Annotated in this window: 16 protein-coding genes and 1 pseudogene; 4 read left to right on the plus strand and 13 right to left on the minus strand. The window is 57.5% G+C overall.

The genetic code is table 11. The features are described from left to right. Positions 1-135: 135 nt before the first annotated feature. From O1V66_RS05595 to O1V66_RS05620, 6 genes and pseudogenes are all read right to left on the minus strand, one after another. The gene (locus O1V66_RS05595) at positions 136-606 is read right to left on the minus strand and encodes a hypothetical protein (protein WP_269128190.1); all 471 of its coding nucleotides are present in this window, start codon (positions 604-606) and stop codon (positions 136-138) included. Next, on the minus strand, positions 566-850 hold the full coding sequence (locus tag O1V66_RS05600) for a hypothetical protein (protein WP_269128191.1): 285 nt from the start codon (positions 848-850) through the stop codon (positions 566-568). Before O1V66_RS05600 ends, O1V66_RS05595 begins: the two co-directional genes overlap by 41 nt. A 37-nt stretch (positions 851-887) precedes the next feature. Continuing rightward, positions 888-1,856 (minus strand): beta-propeller fold lactonase family protein, encoded by a 969-nt coding sequence (locus tag O1V66_RS05605; protein WP_269128192.1) that lies wholly within the window; start codon positions 1,854-1,856, stop codon positions 888-890. Then, a complete protein-coding gene (locus O1V66_RS05610; RefSeq protein WP_269128193.1) occupies positions 1,856-2,035 on the minus strand; it encodes a hypothetical protein in 180 nt (59 codons plus the stop codon). Before O1V66_RS05610 ends, O1V66_RS05605 begins: the two co-directional genes overlap by 1 nt. A gap of 62 nt (positions 2,036-2,097) precedes the next feature. Further along, a complete protein-coding gene (locus O1V66_RS05615) occupies positions 2,098-2,736 on the minus strand; it encodes an MFS transporter (RefSeq protein WP_330873470.1) in 639 nt (212 codons plus the stop codon). 169 nt (positions 2,737-2,905) lie between these two features. After that, a pseudogene (locus O1V66_RS05620) lies at positions 2,906-3,427 on the minus strand (MFS transporter); the annotation flags it as partial. 333 nt (positions 3,428-3,760) lie between these two features. Between O1V66_RS05620 and O1V66_RS05625 the strand changes: the two are divergent. Then, a complete protein-coding gene (locus O1V66_RS05625) occupies positions 3,761-4,795 on the plus strand; it encodes a LacI family DNA-binding transcriptional regulator (RefSeq protein WP_045048101.1) in 1,035 nt (344 codons plus the stop codon). A gap of 6 nt (positions 4,796-4,801) precedes the next feature. Here the strand turns inward: O1V66_RS05625 and O1V66_RS05630 are convergent, their stop codons facing one another. Next, on the minus strand, positions 4,802-6,073 hold the full coding sequence (locus tag O1V66_RS05630; RefSeq protein WP_045048100.1) for an alpha-hydroxy acid oxidase: 1,272 nt from the start codon (positions 6,071-6,073) through the stop codon (positions 4,802-4,804). A gap of 275 nt (positions 6,074-6,348) precedes the next feature. Here O1V66_RS05630 and O1V66_RS05635 point away from each other — a divergent pair, with 275 nt between their 5' ends. Genes O1V66_RS05635 through O1V66_RS05645 form a run of 3 tightly spaced genes read left to right on the plus strand, consistent with a single transcriptional unit; the run spans position 6,349 to position 8,290 of the window. Continuing rightward, the gene (locus tag O1V66_RS05635) at positions 6,349-7,017 is read left to right on the plus strand and encodes an aspartate/glutamate racemase family protein (protein WP_045048099.1); all 669 of its coding nucleotides are present in this window, start codon (positions 6,349-6,351) and stop codon (positions 7,015-7,017) included. 3 nt (positions 7,018-7,020) lie between these two features. Next, positions 7,021-7,986, plus strand: coding sequence for a 3-oxo-tetronate kinase (gene otnK, locus O1V66_RS05640; RefSeq protein ID WP_269128195.1), 966 nt, complete (start codon positions 7,021-7,023; stop codon positions 7,984-7,986). A 31-nt stretch (positions 7,987-8,017) separates the two neighbouring features. Next, positions 8,018-8,290, plus strand: a complete 273-nt coding sequence (locus O1V66_RS05645; RefSeq protein WP_269128196.1) for a nucleotide-binding domain containing protein — start codon at positions 8,018-8,020, stop codon at positions 8,288-8,290. Position 8,291: 1 nt separating this feature from the next. Here O1V66_RS05645 and O1V66_RS05650 read toward each other — a convergent pair whose 3' ends face one another. The 6 genes from O1V66_RS05650 to pncA form a co-directional block, all read right to left on the minus strand. Next, positions 8,292-9,716, minus strand: a complete 1,425-nt coding sequence (locus tag O1V66_RS05650) for a TolC family protein (protein WP_045048097.1) — start codon at positions 9,714-9,716, stop codon at positions 8,292-8,294. Then, positions 9,713-11,668 carry an ABC transporter permease gene (locus O1V66_RS05655; RefSeq protein WP_052673421.1) on the minus strand — a complete coding sequence of 652 codons (1,956 nt, stop codon included), beginning with the start codon at positions 11,666-11,668 and terminating at the stop codon, positions 9,713-9,715. The genes O1V66_RS05650 and O1V66_RS05655 overlap by 4 nt, the downstream gene beginning before the upstream one ends. A 76-nt stretch (positions 11,669-11,744) precedes the next feature. Then, positions 11,745-12,662, minus strand: coding sequence for an efflux RND transporter periplasmic adaptor subunit (locus tag O1V66_RS05660; RefSeq protein WP_269128197.1), 918 nt, complete (start codon positions 12,660-12,662; stop codon positions 11,745-11,747). Between the two features lie 235 nt (positions 12,663-12,897). Then, the gene (locus O1V66_RS05665) at positions 12,898-13,143 is read right to left on the minus strand and encodes a hypothetical protein (protein ID WP_045048096.1); all 246 of its coding nucleotides are present in this window, start codon (positions 13,141-13,143) and stop codon (positions 12,898-12,900) included. Between the two features lie 425 nt (positions 13,144-13,568). Next, complete coding sequence (gene map, locus O1V66_RS05670; protein ID WP_045048095.1) at positions 13,569-14,354, minus strand: type I methionyl aminopeptidase; 786 nt, start codon at positions 14,352-14,354, stop codon at positions 13,569-13,571. 108 nt (positions 14,355-14,462) lie between these two features. Continuing rightward, positions 14,463-15,110, minus strand: coding sequence for a bifunctional nicotinamidase/pyrazinamidase (gene pncA, locus O1V66_RS05675; RefSeq protein ID WP_045048094.1), 648 nt, complete (start codon positions 15,108-15,110; stop codon positions 14,463-14,465). Between the last annotated feature and the right edge of the window lie 7 nt (positions 15,111-15,117).

Raw genomic sequence — 15,117 nt, forward strand, 5'->3', positions numbered from 1 at the left:
CGTTCCTGCCCGCAGACGTACGGCTATCCTTCATTGGTATAACGTTTTTACGAGCGGGCGCGGCAACCTTCGGGGAGAGAGCCGCGCCCAAAAAGGGTGGCTGGACGCATTCTGCGCGCGCCACCGATTCACGCGTTATTGCAATTCGTAATCGTTGAAGACCAGCTCGGTATCGCCGCCGTTTATCAACTCGACCGGACCCGCCGCGGTTAACGAGGCATCGCCTTTATGTACCCAGGTTTCGTGGGTACGGTTTTCGTGTCCGGGAATCGCTTCCAGAAGGCGGCCTTCGGTAAAGAACACGCGTACGCCGGGTCCTTTCTGCGTATAGACGGTGGTGCTTTCGCCGGGTTGCAGCGTCACTTTCCAGCCTTTGACCGATTTTTGATCCAGCACCTGCTTAAAGGCGTCACTTTCGGGGCGCGTGGTCCCGTTGAAGCCCAGCGGCCCTGCCTGCTTGATTTCAAAAGCTATCTGCATGTTCAGGCTGGAACCGGTGTTGGTTATCTTGTCGACTTCGGAATGCCCCTGATGCGGGCCAAACTTGACGTTGCCGCTCTTCATTTCAAAGTCTTTGGCCGGTTTGTCCGGATAAGACGCGCGCACCGGACTGCCGTCGATGTGCGTGTTGACGTAATCGAGATGCTGGTTCGTGGAACAAGGTGGATTGCCCCGGACGAATCATCACCCGCATAACGGTCACATACTGATTCTCGAGAATGACGTGGTGATCGGGCTCCAGATTGGTCGCCACCACTTTTTCAGCGGCAAACGCGCTGGATGTCGTTGCCAGTGTCATCAGTGCTGCGCCGGTCAGCGCGCCTTTCAAAGCCAGTGTTGCTGATTTCATCCTAACGTCTCCTGTAGGTTGGTCCGCTTTCCGTAAGTTATTGCTCGACGATTGACACCCAGTTACCGCCTTTGCCGGTGGGGTAACGGCCCAGCAGGGTCAGCTTGCCGCTGCTTTCATCGATGCTGTAGAGCGAAAGCTGAGTCGATTTCTGACCTGATTCAATCAGGAAACGGCCGGTGTTATCGATGGCAAAGCCGCGCGGTTGCGCTTCGGTCTTGATGCTCTCGAGATAAGTCAGATGACCGTTGTCGGGATTAACGGAAAACGAGGATAAAGTGCTGCTCGTGCGTTCGGTGGAGTAAAGAAAACGGCCGTTTGGCGTGAGGTGAATATCCGCCTGCCAGATGCGCGGTTTGTGTGAAGGAGGCAGGTCATCGTCGCCCGTCAGCGGACGCGCTTCGCCACGCTGCATATCTTCCTTTGGCGAAACAGAGTTGACGAACTCCTGCTCGTGCGCCTTGCCTTCGGCATCCAGCGTGACCCGCGTAATGTTGCCCGCCATTTCGGTCAGAATGTACATGTTCTGCTCGCCCTGTTTATCCTTTTGCGGGGCAATCTGGAAATGACGCGGACCGGTGGCCGCCTCTTTCTGAATATTGATGGAGGCGGGCGAATTCGGCGTAACCTTGCCGCTTTCGGGGTCAAAGCGGAATTGCAGCAACTGGTCGGCGCCAAGCAGGGTGACGTACAGGAAATGGTTGCTCGGGTCGACCTGAATGGCATGCGCGCGCTTGCCGGTGTGCACGATTTGCACCGGCGGCGTCACAACTTTGCCACTGCTGTCGAGGCGGTTGATGGTAAAGAGATCCCCGCCATAAGAGGCGCTGAGCAAAAACGTGCCGGTCTTGTCGGTTGAAAGGTAGGCCATGCTCTCTTCCAGCGGTGACTCGCTGACTTTCTCGAGTTTGCCGTCGGGTTGTATACGGTATTGAATAACGTGATAAGGCTTGCTGCGTACCGACACATAAAGCATTTTCCTGTCGGGCGACACCACGGAGGACATTACTTTTTCCCCGCCGGGAAATCGCCGAGCGGCTCAAGCTTGCTGGCCTTTTTATCCAGCGTGTAGCCAGAAACGGTGCCGCTGTCCGCGTTGGAAACATAGACAAAACTCTTGGCACTGGCCGCATGACTTGCGGCCAGCAGGGACATCAGCGCGAGGGCGCAAAGACTCTTCTTCATAACCCAATCCTTGTGTAATGTAGGGCACATATCGATATAGGTACGGCTATCGAGCTTTATAATCAGTGACTTGAGACGGACGCCGGACGCTGCGGATTAACGTCGTCGGCATTGTCCTTTTCTTTAGGGGTGTTCAGCGGTTCAATTTTTCCCATCACAAACAGGAAATTAAGCGCACCGAGCAGACAGATACCGCCCGCAACGCACAGCGGCACCACAAATGAGCCGTTGCTCAGGCCCAGCATCACGCCGGTGAACGAAGCGGTCACAATACCGGCCAGATTACCGGCAAAGTTCTGGATCCCGCCGAGTGTCGCCACGTAGTTGGAGTTGGGCGCGACGTCGGCAGGCAGCGTCCAGATGTTGGCTGCGGTAAACGCCAGACCCGCGTAGGTCAGTGAGAACAGGGTCAGGATGATGGTGATATTGCTGGTAAAGGCGGCGAGCGCAATTACGGAAGACAGCACCATGCCGCTGATGAGGCAAGTTTTACGCGCCGCTGTCAGGCTAAAGCCCTTGTGATACAGCCAGTCGGAGGTCATGCCGCCGAGCAGACTGCCGGGAATGCCCATCAGCGCAGGGATGGCACCGAGTGTACCCAGCTCTTTCAGCGAGAAGCCTTGTGAAACGGTCAGATAGGTCGGGAACCAGGTCACGAAGAAATAGGTGGCAAAGTTCATGCAGAAGAAGCCAATCATCATGCCCCACACATTGCGATAGCCGAACAGCGTGCGCAGTTTGATTTTTTCTGCCCCCGCGAGTTGACGGTTCGCCACGGTCTTCAATCAGGTTTTGACGCTCGATGTCGTCCAGCCCTTTCATGTTTTCCGGCTCGCGGTAAAACACCAGCCACAGCACGACCCAGACCAGACCCAGCGCACCTGTAACGACAAACGAAGTTTCCCAGTCCCAGGTACTGATAAGCCAGGCCACGAGCGGCAGGGCGAGGGCGGTACCCGCACGCGGACCCGCATCGAATATGCCTGACGCAGTCCCGCGCTGCTTTTTGGCAAACCAGTTGTAAACCACTTTGGCACAGCCCGGATTACCGCCCGCCTCACCGACGCCCAGCAGCAGACGCGAAATGAAGAGTGAGGTAAAGCCTTTACCGAAAGCCGTAAAGACGGTAAACAGCGACCACCAGCCTACGGCAATCGCCAGACCGGCACGCGCCCCCAGTTTGTCAATCATGCGGCCGGCCGGAATTTGCATCAGGGCGTAGGTCCAGAAGAAGGCTCCCAGAATCAGGCCCATGCTGGCGTCGTCGAGTCCTAAATCTTTTTTGATGTGAGGTGCAGCAATGGCCAGATTAACGCGGTCGATATAATTGATGGCGATGGCAAAGAAGCAAAATACGATCATCATCCAGCGGATTCGAGGGTATCTACGCATGGTGAATTCCTTTATTATCTTATGTCTATTAGTAAGTTAAGGTTTTCTGAACCATTCGACCGCCTGTCGAGAGCGCTATTTAAGCAATCTCTCGTACACTGTCTGGACAGAAACTCGGTTTTGAGGGTTTTCAGCCGAACTGTCTACAGAGTGGCCTTCTCTGAAACGGTTCTGTTATTATTTAGTGAAAACCATACCTCAAATTTGATAATGTGATGTTAAAAGTAAGCGATTACAAAATTCAGTCAAGCCAAAAGTAAGCGCTTTCAAACTTGAATCGAAAGTGTCTGCCAAATTTGTGGGCGACATCACTAATTGATAGGGACTACGGCAATGAAACAGAAGACTCCTCCACAGGCCAGAGCCTCACTCGAAGACGTTGCCAGACTTTCTGGCGTCTCGACCGCGACGGTATCCCGCGTACTGAACGGCAGCACCAGCGTGCGCCAGTCAAGACGTGAGGCCGTCGAGAGCGCCTGTGAAGCCCTGGGCTATGTCATCAACCGTGCCGCCCGAACTCTGGCCTCGCGCCGCAGCATGACCATCGGCGCCGTGGTGCCCACACTTGCCACTGAAACCTTTTCCCGCACCCTTGCAGCCTTTCAGCAGCATATTCACCAGTCAGGCTATACGCTGCTGCTGGCGAACTCCGAGTTTGATCCGGAAATCGAACTGCGTGAAGTCAACAAGCTTGTGGAATACGGCATCGACGCGCTGATGCTGGTCGGACACACTCACCATCCGCGCCTGTGGGAGCGTATCCGCCAGCATGATATTCCGTGTATTCAAACCTTCTCCATCGACACCCAGTATCCCAGCATTGGCTACGACAGCACGCTGGCCGCGCAGCATGTGGTTGAACATCTGCTGTCGCTGGGACACAGGAAATTCGGCGTTATTGCCGGAACGCCGCCCTCCAACGACCGCGTATCGGATCGTCTGCGCGGCACGCGTGAAACGCTGGCGGCGGCAGGATTAACGCTGCCCGCCAGCAACCTGATTGAATGCGCCTTCACCATGAACGATGCGCGAAGGGCAATGTTCGACCTGCTGGATGGACCCGAGCCGCCGACAGCGGTTATCTGCGGCAATGACATGCTGGCATTTGGCGCGATGCGGGCCGCCAGCGAGCGCTATCTGCGGGTGCCGAATGACATTTCCATTACCGGTTTCAACGATTACGAATACGCCGAACATCTGGAACGGCCGTTAACGACCATGCGCGTGGAGCTGGATCTGATAGGCATTCGCGCCGCCGAATACCTTCTGGCGACGCTGAACGGTGACCCGGTCGAGGCGCAGTGGGTGTTTAAACCCGAGCTTATCGTGCGCGGCAGTACCGGCTCGGCACCTCGACCTGCGCGCTAATGTTATTCAAAGATTGACGTCGTAAAACGGCGCACGGCGCAGCAGGGCGGCATTCAGTTCCTGCGGCGTGCGTACGCCGACCAGCGCCAGATCGCGGTCGATTTCGTCCCGTAAAATGTGCATCGCGTGCTCAACACCCGCCTGACCGCCAATCACCGCGCCGTACAGGAAAGGGCGGCCCAGGAAGGTAAAGTCGGCGCCGAGCGCCAGCGCCTTCAGCACATCGGTGCCTCGACGGATCCCGCTGTCAATAATCACCTTCATATTGCCTTTTTTCGCCGCAATCTCCGCCAGCGTATGCAGCGGCGGCACCGTATAGTCCAGCTGACGCCCGCCGTGATTGGACAAAATCACGCCGTCCACGCCCAAATCGCGGGCGATGAAGGCGTCATCCGGCGACATCAGTCCCTTAACGACCAGATTACCTTTCCACTTCTTGCGAATCGCCTCGACGTGCTTCCAGTTCAACTGATCACGCGCGTGAGTGTTACGCACTTTGCTGGACATCATGGGCGGCCCGCGCTCGGCATCGGTGTTTTCGAAATGCGGTGCGCCGTGACGCAAGAAGGTTTGCGCGACGGTCCCGAGCAGCCAGCGCGGGCTCATGGCGCTTTCGAAACAGACTTTGGGCGTGAGCTTGATAGGCATGCTAAAGCCGCTGCGGGTGTTGTGCTCGCGATTGCCGAGCATCGGCGTGTCGCCGGTTACCACAAGCGTGGTGAAGCCTGCCTGCGCCACACGATCGACCAGTCGGTCGATGCGCGGCTGGTCGCCTGCAAGATAGGCCTGGAACCAGGCGTTGGGATTGGCCTGATGCACGTCTTCGAGTTTAACCAGCGACGAGGCGCTCAGGATCATTGGCGTATTCATGGCGCGCGCGGCCTTGGCCATCGCAATGTCTGCCCGGTAGGCCACAAAGGATGCACCGCCAAGCGGCGCGACGCCAAAGGGATGATTGTAGGTATGGCCGAACAGGTCGACGCTTTGACTGCGGCCCGACACGTCGCGGAACATGCGCGGCACAAAGGCATATTGCTGGTAGGCTTTAAAATTTCCGGCGATGCCGCGGCCGGTTTCAACGCCGCCCGCCACGTATTGGAAAATCATGTTCGGCAGTCGGCGGCGCGCGTGGCGCTCGAAATCTTCCAGCGCCAGCAGGTCGCGAAACTGGCGCGGCACGGTGCGCACGGACGTGGCAGGGGCCTTGATGTTGCCCGCGCTGGTGACGTTGCCGTTGACGCCGGGTTGCAGGGAGGATTCGTTGGCAGATGAAGTCATGATGCGTTCCCACACTCTTGCTTGATGTAATGGTTGACGCCCGGTTCAAAGCGGACCCGGCCTCTCTGAATAGGCGATAAATTTGAAAGCGCTTACAATATTGGCTTTAATCATCGTGTATTTCAACGTTACGGTAACAGTATTATAACTTTTTTATGTGACGCAGCTCACTTTACAGAATGATTTGTAAGCCCTTACATTATGAGTCAGGCAAGATTGAGCCAGCTGTTTTATATAAGCCAGCCCGGCATCCCCCCTTTGAAAGGAGAGTTTTCATGTCACATCGCGTCGTTTTACTGCACGCCACGCCGGTGGCGATGTCCCCGATTCACACCGCCTTTCAGGAGGTCTGGCCCGAAGCCGAGCTGGTCAATCTGCTGGACGATGGTTTGTCTACCGATCGTGCTCGCGAGTCTGAACTTAGCGAATCGATGATTGCGCGGTTCGTCCGCTTCGGCCATTACGGCTACGACATGAAGGCCGACGGTATTCTGATTACCTGCTCGGCCTTTGGTCCGGCTATCGACCAACTGGCGTCCGAATTGCCGATCCCCGTCCTGAAACCCAACGAGGCGATGTTTCACGAGGCGGTAGCGCAGGGCAACAACATCGGCATGCTGGCGACCTTTGGTCCTTCCGTCGAAACCATGACCGACGAATTTGACAGCTACGTTGCCGAACACGGCGCGAAGGCGACCCTGACCACCATTCTGGTCGACGACGCCATCGATTTACTGAAAAAAGGCGATGCCGAAAGCCATAACCGGCTGGTCGCCGCGCGTGCCAAAGAGTTGGCGCACTGCGATGTCATCATGCTGGCGCACTTTTCCACCTCGCGCGCCGCTGCCGCCGTGCGGGAAAACGTTACGGTCCCGGTTTTGACCGCGCCGCACGCTGCGGTCAATCGTATCAAGGCCAGCATTCTGGCCGCCGAGAAGGAATAATCTATGTTGATTGGCGTCATTGCAGACGACTTTACCGGCGCGAGCGACATCGCGGTGACCCTCTCCAAAGGGCTGACGGGTGAGGGCGGCCTGCGCACCACGCAGTATCTCGGCACACCGTCGCAGCCCGCAGAACCCGAGGTGGAAGCGGGCGTCATTGCCCTGAAAAGCCGTTCGATTCCAGCCTCTCAGGCGGTCGAACAGTCGCTGGTTGCCTGCGAGTGGTTGCTGGCGCAAGGCTGTCGGCAGATAGTTTTTAAATATTGCTCAACCTTTGACTCCACCGACGAGGGCAATATCGGCCCCGTTACCGATGCGCTGGCCGAGAGACTCAAGGCAGACCGCGTGGTGATGTGTCCGGCGTTTCCGGCGATGGGTCGAACCTTGTATCAGGGGCATCTGTTTGTGCATGGCAAGCCGCTTAACGAATCGGGCATGGAGCATCATCCCCTGACGCCGATGAAAGATGCCGACCTGCGCCGCGTGCTGCATAAACAGACGCGTCATCGCGTGGCGCACATTGGCTGGCAAAAGGTGGCGCAAGGGGTTGAGGCCTTGCGGCAGGCGCTCGAAACGCCTGAACCGCATGAAACCACGCTGGTGCTGGTGGATGCGCTGGACGAGCGTGATCTGCAAACAATCGGTGAAGCTTGTGCCGGGTTGCCGCTGCTGACGGGCGGCTCAGGCATTGCGCTTGCGTTACCGCGTAACTTTATCGTCAAGGGCCTTGCCAGAGGGCATTGTGCCGGGGTTGACGGCGTCGAAGGTCCGGAGGCCATTCTGGTGGGCAGTTGCTCGGGTGCCACGCGCGGACAGATAGATGAACATCAGAAGCGGCATCCGGTCTTGATGATTGAGGTCAAAGACGTGCTCGGCGGCGTTACCGGTCCGGATGAGCTGGTGGCGTTTATTCAGGCGCATCAGGGGAAGCGCCGCTGGTCTATTCTTCCGGCACGCCCGAGTCGGTGAAAAAATCCAGCAGGAGTACGGCCGTGAAAAGGTGGCCGCAGCACTGGATACGCTTTTTGGCGAGACGGCACAAAAACTGGTGGCAGCCGGTACGCGCCGAATTGTGGTGGGCGGTGGTGAAACATCGGGAGCGGTGGTAAGCGCGCTTAATCTCGGAGCCTTGACCATCGGCGAGGAGATCGATACCGGCGTGCCCGCCATGGTTTCCCACGGCAGCCAACCTTTGGCATTGGCGCTGAAGTCCGGCAATTTTGGCGGCAAGGATTTCTTTGCGAGGGCGCTCGACACGCTGCGCGGAAGATAAGTCAATCGATGGCGGGTTCGGCAGGAGAGTGGCCGCCAAGTGCGGCATAAAGCCGAACCGCATTGATTTTACGCGCCAGCACGTTTTGTAGCAGGCCGAGTTGCGCCTGTCGGCGGGCGCTTTTGGCATCAAGCCAGGGCTGGATGTCCGTACTGCCCCGCTGCCAGCGAAGATAGGTAAGATTTTCGGTTTCTTGTGACAACGCCAGAGCCTCTTGCTGATAGATGCGTTGAGTCATCAACTGCTGACGGGCGGACAGCGCCTGTTCTACCTCTTTCAAGGCCGTTTGCAGCTGGTTGATAAAATTGACCCTGTTGGCTTCGAAGACCAGATAGGCGCTCTTTCGGCTGAAACGGGCAGTGTTGAACTGGATAAAGGGCAAGGCCAGCGTCGCGCCGAGCGCACCCAATGGATCGGTGAAATAGTGCGTCAGCGTTGGACTCAAGGTGCCGTAACTTGCCGTTAAATTAAACGAAGGATAGAAGCCGAGTCGCACGGCATCGGCTTCGGCCAGACTGCTGCGCACCCGTAGCTCGGCCGCATGAACATCTGCGCGGCGGGCAAGGATCTGCACCGGAAGTCCGGCCCGTGGTGTCGGAAACGGGGTATCTTGCAGATCGGTGAGTTCGTCGGGCGTCGATGTGCCGAGTAGCAAATCAAACGCCAGACGCGCCTCGACGAGGTCTTGCTGTATCACGGAGAGGGCATTCTGCCTCAGCGCCACCGCTTGCCTTGCAAACAGCATATCGCCACCGCTGATGGCACCCGCCTCGTAACGAACCTGCGCAAGCCGCACACTCTGGCCGGCCTCCTTGAGGTCGGCTTGCGCATTGCGCTGCACGCGATGCAGAAAACCTATCTGCCAGCGCGCCTCGGCGACGGAAACACAGATAGCCAGCCTGATGGCCTCAACATCGCGCTCGCTGGCGTGCGCCAGAAGGGTGGCGGCCTCACGGGTTGCCTGTTCTTTACCCCAGAGATCCAGCGGATAACCGGCAGTGAATGCGGTTGATGCCGTGCGCACCGTCTGCGGTTGAGTACCCGCCGGATGAGATAAAGGACGCGCCAACCCGGCACTGAACGACAGTGAGGTGGACGGCCAGCGCGACAGACCCGCGAACGCCGCCTGAAGTCGCGCCAGTCTGCTTTGCAATACGCCAAATTTTACCTCTGCATTATGTCGTAGTGCGGTCGCCAGCAACGCGGGCAAGGCGGGATCGCCAAGCGAATACCAGAAACCATCGCCGCGCGGCGAAGGCGCTGCGGGCGAATGATTGGCGTTGTCCTCGGCAAATATCCAGCGTGCGGGCAGCGGCGGTGCTTCGGGCGGCGGCGTTCTCAGGCTGTTGCAGCCGCCCAGCCCTACCGCCAACATGCAGGCGAGCATAAAACGTTTCAGGGGCAACCCTGCCTTGCCTGTCTTCATTCGCGCGTCAGCGCCTCGGCCGGATCCCTTCGCGCGGCTTTTCGGGCGGGCAACCAGCCGGAGAGAATGCCCACGACAAGGGCGCAGCCGGTTGCCATCAACATCGCCCTGACGGAGTACACCAGCTGCCAGTCCGGCATCAGAAAGGCGAACAGACCTCCGAGCGCCAGAGACAACCCGATGCCCACCGCCGCACCGACAAGACAAAGTAGAATCGCCTCTGCCAGAAACTGCGACTGAATATCCCGCTGCCGTGCGCCGACCGCCATGCGAATGCCGGTTTCACGGGTGCGCTCGGTAACGGACACCAGCATGATATTCATCACGCCAATACCGCCGACCAGCAGCGACACCAGCGCAATCAGCCACAGAAACAGCCGGAGCGCCAAACTGGTTTTTTCGATGCTGTGAATAAACGCCGCGTTGTCTTGCAAAGAGAAATCCTCGCGGCCGTGCAACTGTAAAAGCCTGTGGTGCAAGGCCTCGCGCGCGGCGGCGGTTGGCATCGCGTCTGGCAGGGTAATGGTAATGGTGTTAAACCAGTCTTGCCCCAGCAGGCGGCTATTGGCTGTGCTCCACGGCAGCCACAGATTAAAGACCGGGGCAGGCAGCGCCGCGCCGTTTCGAACGACCCCGACCACGCGACAGGGCAGATTGCCGAGCAGGAGGATCGTGCCTAAAGGATCCTGATGAGCCGGAAAGAGTTTGTTCATCAGGTTTTCATCGATAACAACCACGGCGGCATGCTGGTCGATATCATAGGGCAGCAGACTGCGGCCCCGCACAAGGCTTAGTGAAGCGGTTTTCAGGTAATCGGCGCTCACGCCGTGGACGTTGGCGTTGGTATCCACCCGCTGCCAGCGAATACGCAGCGCAAGAGTGACCTGCGGCGACAGAGAGGTTATCCACGGTTGTGCCGAGAGCATTGCAAGATCTCGCTCCCGCAAGGCACGGCTCTGGGCAGCCAGATCGTCACCCAATCCACGGCCCGCCGACAGGGTGATGACGTTGCCCCCTAGCGAGGACAGCGTTTTCATCACGTAACGCCGTGCGCCTTCGCCCGCGGCATTGAGCGTGACCACCGAGACAATGCCGATAACAATGCCGAGCAGCGTCAGGCTTGAGCGCAGGCGATGCGCCTTGAGAGTGCGCCAGGCGCCGACCAGCACATCAAGCCATCCCTCAAGCGGCCGACGTTCGTGTTTTGCTAAAACTGGACGCGGAGCCGAAGCGGGAAGTTTCTTGTGTAGCGAGGTCTGTCTGCGATCGGCGATGATGCGGCCATCGCGCAGCTGTATCTTGCGCTCGGCATAGCGGGCCACGTCGGGGTCATGGGTGATGACGATGACCGTATGACCCTGACGATGCAGACGTTGCAGCAGCAGCATCACCGCCTGACTGCTCTGCCGGTCCAGTGCGCCGGTCGGTTCGTCGGCGAGGATAATCGTGCCGCCGTTGATGAGCGCACGCGCCAGACTGACCCGCTGTTGCTGACCGCCCGACAACTGCGTGACGTGGCGATGCTCGAAACCCGACAGTCCAAGCTCCGTCAAAAGATGGCGGGCCTTCTCCCGTCGCACAAGACGTGAGTCGTTGCCGTAACGGGCAGGCATTTCGATATTCTCGATAACCGACAGCGTAGGGATCAACTGATAGCGCTGAAACACGAAGCCGAATTTTTCCCTGCGCAGTTGCGCCCGGGCATCGGCAGGCAGCGTGTGCACGGCAATGCCGTCGACCGCATATTCTCCGTCGGAGGGGGTATCCAGACAGCCCAGAATATTCATCAGCGTCGATTTTCCCGAACCGGAAGGTCCCATGATCGCCACCATTTCACCCGCCGTGATGGTCAGCGAAATATCGTGAAGCACCTCAAGGATGCCGCTCTCCAGCGCAAAACGCTGCGAGACGGCGCGAAGGGCAAGGGCGGGTGGCGTGGCAATGGCGGTCATAATGCGCTGCCCTGGCGTAGGGGAGCGGGCAGGACCACGCGCTCGCCGGTCTGTAATCCTGTTTTAACCTCGATTTTCATCCCGTCGTCGAGTCCGGTCTGAATGGCGCGGCTGCGGATTTTTCCCTGAGCATCAATGACCTCGACCTGATAATGATGAGACGAGGTTGCACGGCCCAGCGCCGCAAGGGGAGAGTAGGCACATTTTCGGCGCGGTCAAGCACAATGCTGACCTGCGCGGTCATGTCGGGGCGCAATAGACCCTGAGGATTATCGATATCAAACAGGGCGTTGAAGAAAAGGGCGTTGTTAATCTTTTCCGGCGCGGGTTCAAGGGTGCGAAGTGTGCTGCAATAGCGCTTATCGGCAGCGCCCAGCGTGGTGAAACAGACGGCAAGACCCTGCCGGATGCGCGAAAAATCGGCCTCGGGGATCTGCGCCTTGACGGTCATCACCGATAAATCGGCAATTTGCAGAATGACGGGAATCTGGTAGGCGGCGACGACCGTTTGCCCCGCCTGCGTGCTGACCGACACCACGGTGCCGCTGACCGGCGCAACGATGCGGGTATAGCCGAGACTGGTTCTGGCGGTATCGACGCGGATCTGCTGCTGGCGAATCTGTGCCTGCATCGAAGCAAGTTGCGCCTGCTGCACCTGCCAGTCGGCCTCGGCCGTCTCGACGTCCTGCCGCGCCGTGGCGTGCTCTTGATACATCTGTCGCTGACGTTGCAGCACGAGATAAGCGCGCTTCACCAATGCCTGGTTGGCGCGTTTCTGGGCCAGCAGGCTGTTGAGCGCGACCTCGGCATCTCTCAGGGCGTTTTGCGAAAGCGTGGGATCGATTTCGCCCAGCAGTTGGCCCTGTTTGACAAAATCGCCCGGATTGACATTAAGCGAGGTCAACTGACCCGAAGCCTGTGAGCCGACATCGACCCGAGTTATGGGTTGCAAGGTGCCGCTTGCCAGCACGCTATCTTCAAGGGTATCGCGCACAACGGCCACACTCGAAGGCAAGGCGGAAGGAGGGGGCGAACGAACCGATACCCCAGAATTAAAATAAGCGCCAAGGTCATGCCAATCAGCCATCCTGTTTTTTTACGCCAATGATAATAAGGAGGGCGCATGAGTTCTTATCCAATATATTTGCTTGGTGAATATTAATAGGGTGATGTATTTTAATGATGAGAATGAAATTAAACCCCCTCCTGTATACAGAAGGGGGAAAAGGTTATTTCAGGCAGGCCAACACTTGCTGAATGGTGGTGCCGGCCGGAAGTTTGCCTAATATTTCGATAATTTGCGCAGGCGTAAGCTGATCGGTTGGTACACCGACCGGTAGCAGGCCGATTAACGTCGAGCACAGGCCAGGAACCGGCACAGGCGGCAGCGGCAGCAGATCGGCGCTGGCCGTCGAACTGACGCCTGCCGCGCCGAGCAAGGTTAACGCCACAGCGAACGAGGTAAATTTATTCATAATGACTTTCCTTATTCCATAATGGAAATACCGTTGATGAGATAAAATCGGTCTCTGATATGCGCATTCAGGGTCCCTCGCCAAAATTAAATTAGCCTTTAACTTTGGTGGAATAAACTTAGCGGAAAGTGATGGCTTTTAATTAACTAAATGTCGAGGTCTTAACTTAATTATGATCGGTTTCAAATTTTTCATGTATTAACGGGTAAATCATGATGATTTCAATAAAATTTAATATTTAGTGCGGCGGCAAACATAATAAATATCGATATAAAGGCCATGCCATTTATTTTCGTATATTTTCAAGTGGGGTAAAAATAAAGCAGGCTTTGAGAAATTGCCCCGTCTGCACGGGGCTTCAAGAAGGGGCGTAGACAGAGCGGATGACTGCGGATTAACTGACCTGCCTTTAACCCGGCGGGTCTTTAAATCGCCTCGTAGTCGCCTGTGCCTTCCGGCCACGGCGTCAGCAGGTCATAACCGGTTTGCGTCACAGCAATGGTATGTTCCCACTGCGCCGACAGAGAACGGTCTTTGGTAACGACGGTCCAGCCGTCTGACAAGACGCTGGTGGCTGCCTTACCGGCATTGATCATCGGCTCGATGGTAAAAATCATACCCGCTTCGAGAACCATGCCTTCACCCGCGCGTCCGTAATGCAGCACCTGCGGCGCAGTGTGGTACTCTTCGCCGACGCCGTGACCGCAGTATTCACGCACCACGGAGAAACCGTTGCTCTCGGCAATATGCTGAATCGCCGCACCCACGTCGCCAAGCGTCGCGCCCGGACGCACGGTCTTGATACCCGCCACCATCGACTGATAGGTGACGTCCACCAGACGCTGCGCACGAATCGACGGTTTGCCGACGTAATACATACGGCTGGTGTCGCCGTACCAGCCGTCCTGAATGATAGCGACGTCGATGTTGACGATATCGCCGTCCTTGAGCTTTTTATCCGCAGGAATGCCGTGGCACACTACGTGATTGACGGAAGTACAGGAGGTCTTGGTGTAGCCGTGATAGCCGATATTGGCTGGCGTCACCTTGAGTTCATTGACGATATAGTCGTGGCAGAGTTGGTCAATCTCGTTGGTGGTCACGCCGACCTTGACATAAGGCGTGATGAATTCCAGCACCTTCGCCGCGGTATTACCGGCGATACGCGCCTTTTCGATTTCCTGCTGAGTGTGGATCTTGACTGAATTCATAAATAATCGACTTCTTCTTTGGGAGACGGGCCGCCTTGTGCGCGACCCGTTTCACTATTTCATGGAGTAAGCGGTGTGCAGACTCGAGGTCGGCGGCTACTGCTTAAATCATAGAGCAAAATGCAGATGACTGACCCATTGCGACAGCGTTTGTACCTGCGCGCCTGCCTGCTGCATCTGTTCAATGGCCTGCTGACTGTCTTCGGGCCGCAGGTTGACGCCACGGCAACCGTCGCTGAGCAGAGTGACCTGATAACCCAGCTCCAGCGCATCCAGCACGCTGAACTTGACGCAATAGTCGGTCGCCAGCCCCATGACAATCACGTGGTCTATCTGACGGGCTTTCAGCCAGTCGTGCAACGGCGTGGCGGCACGTTTGCCGTTGTCGAAGAATGCACTGTAACTGTCGATGGCCGGGTCCTGCCCCTTGTGCACAATATAGTCCACGGCGGCGATATTGAGCTCGGGATGAAATTTGGCCCCTGAGCTGCCCTGCACGCAATGCACCGGCCACCAGACCTGCGGCAGGCCTTCCAGCTCGCCCATTGTCCATGCCTGCGCGTCGGCGTTGACGGCAAAGCTGCGGTGATGGGCCGGATGCCAGTCCTGCGAAGCCACCACAGGCATATTGGCGTGACGACAGGCGGCGATCGCCAGATTGGCGACCTCCACGGTGGCATCGCCTTGCGCCACGGCCAGTGCGCCCCCTTCACAGAAATCGTTTTGCAGGTCGATCAGTAACAGCGCAGTGCTCATCTCATCT

The sequence above is a fragment of the Rouxiella chamberiensis genome (assembly GCF_026967475.1).
Lineage (GTDB): Bacteria > Pseudomonadota > Gammaproteobacteria > Enterobacterales > Enterobacteriaceae > Rouxiella > Rouxiella chamberiensis.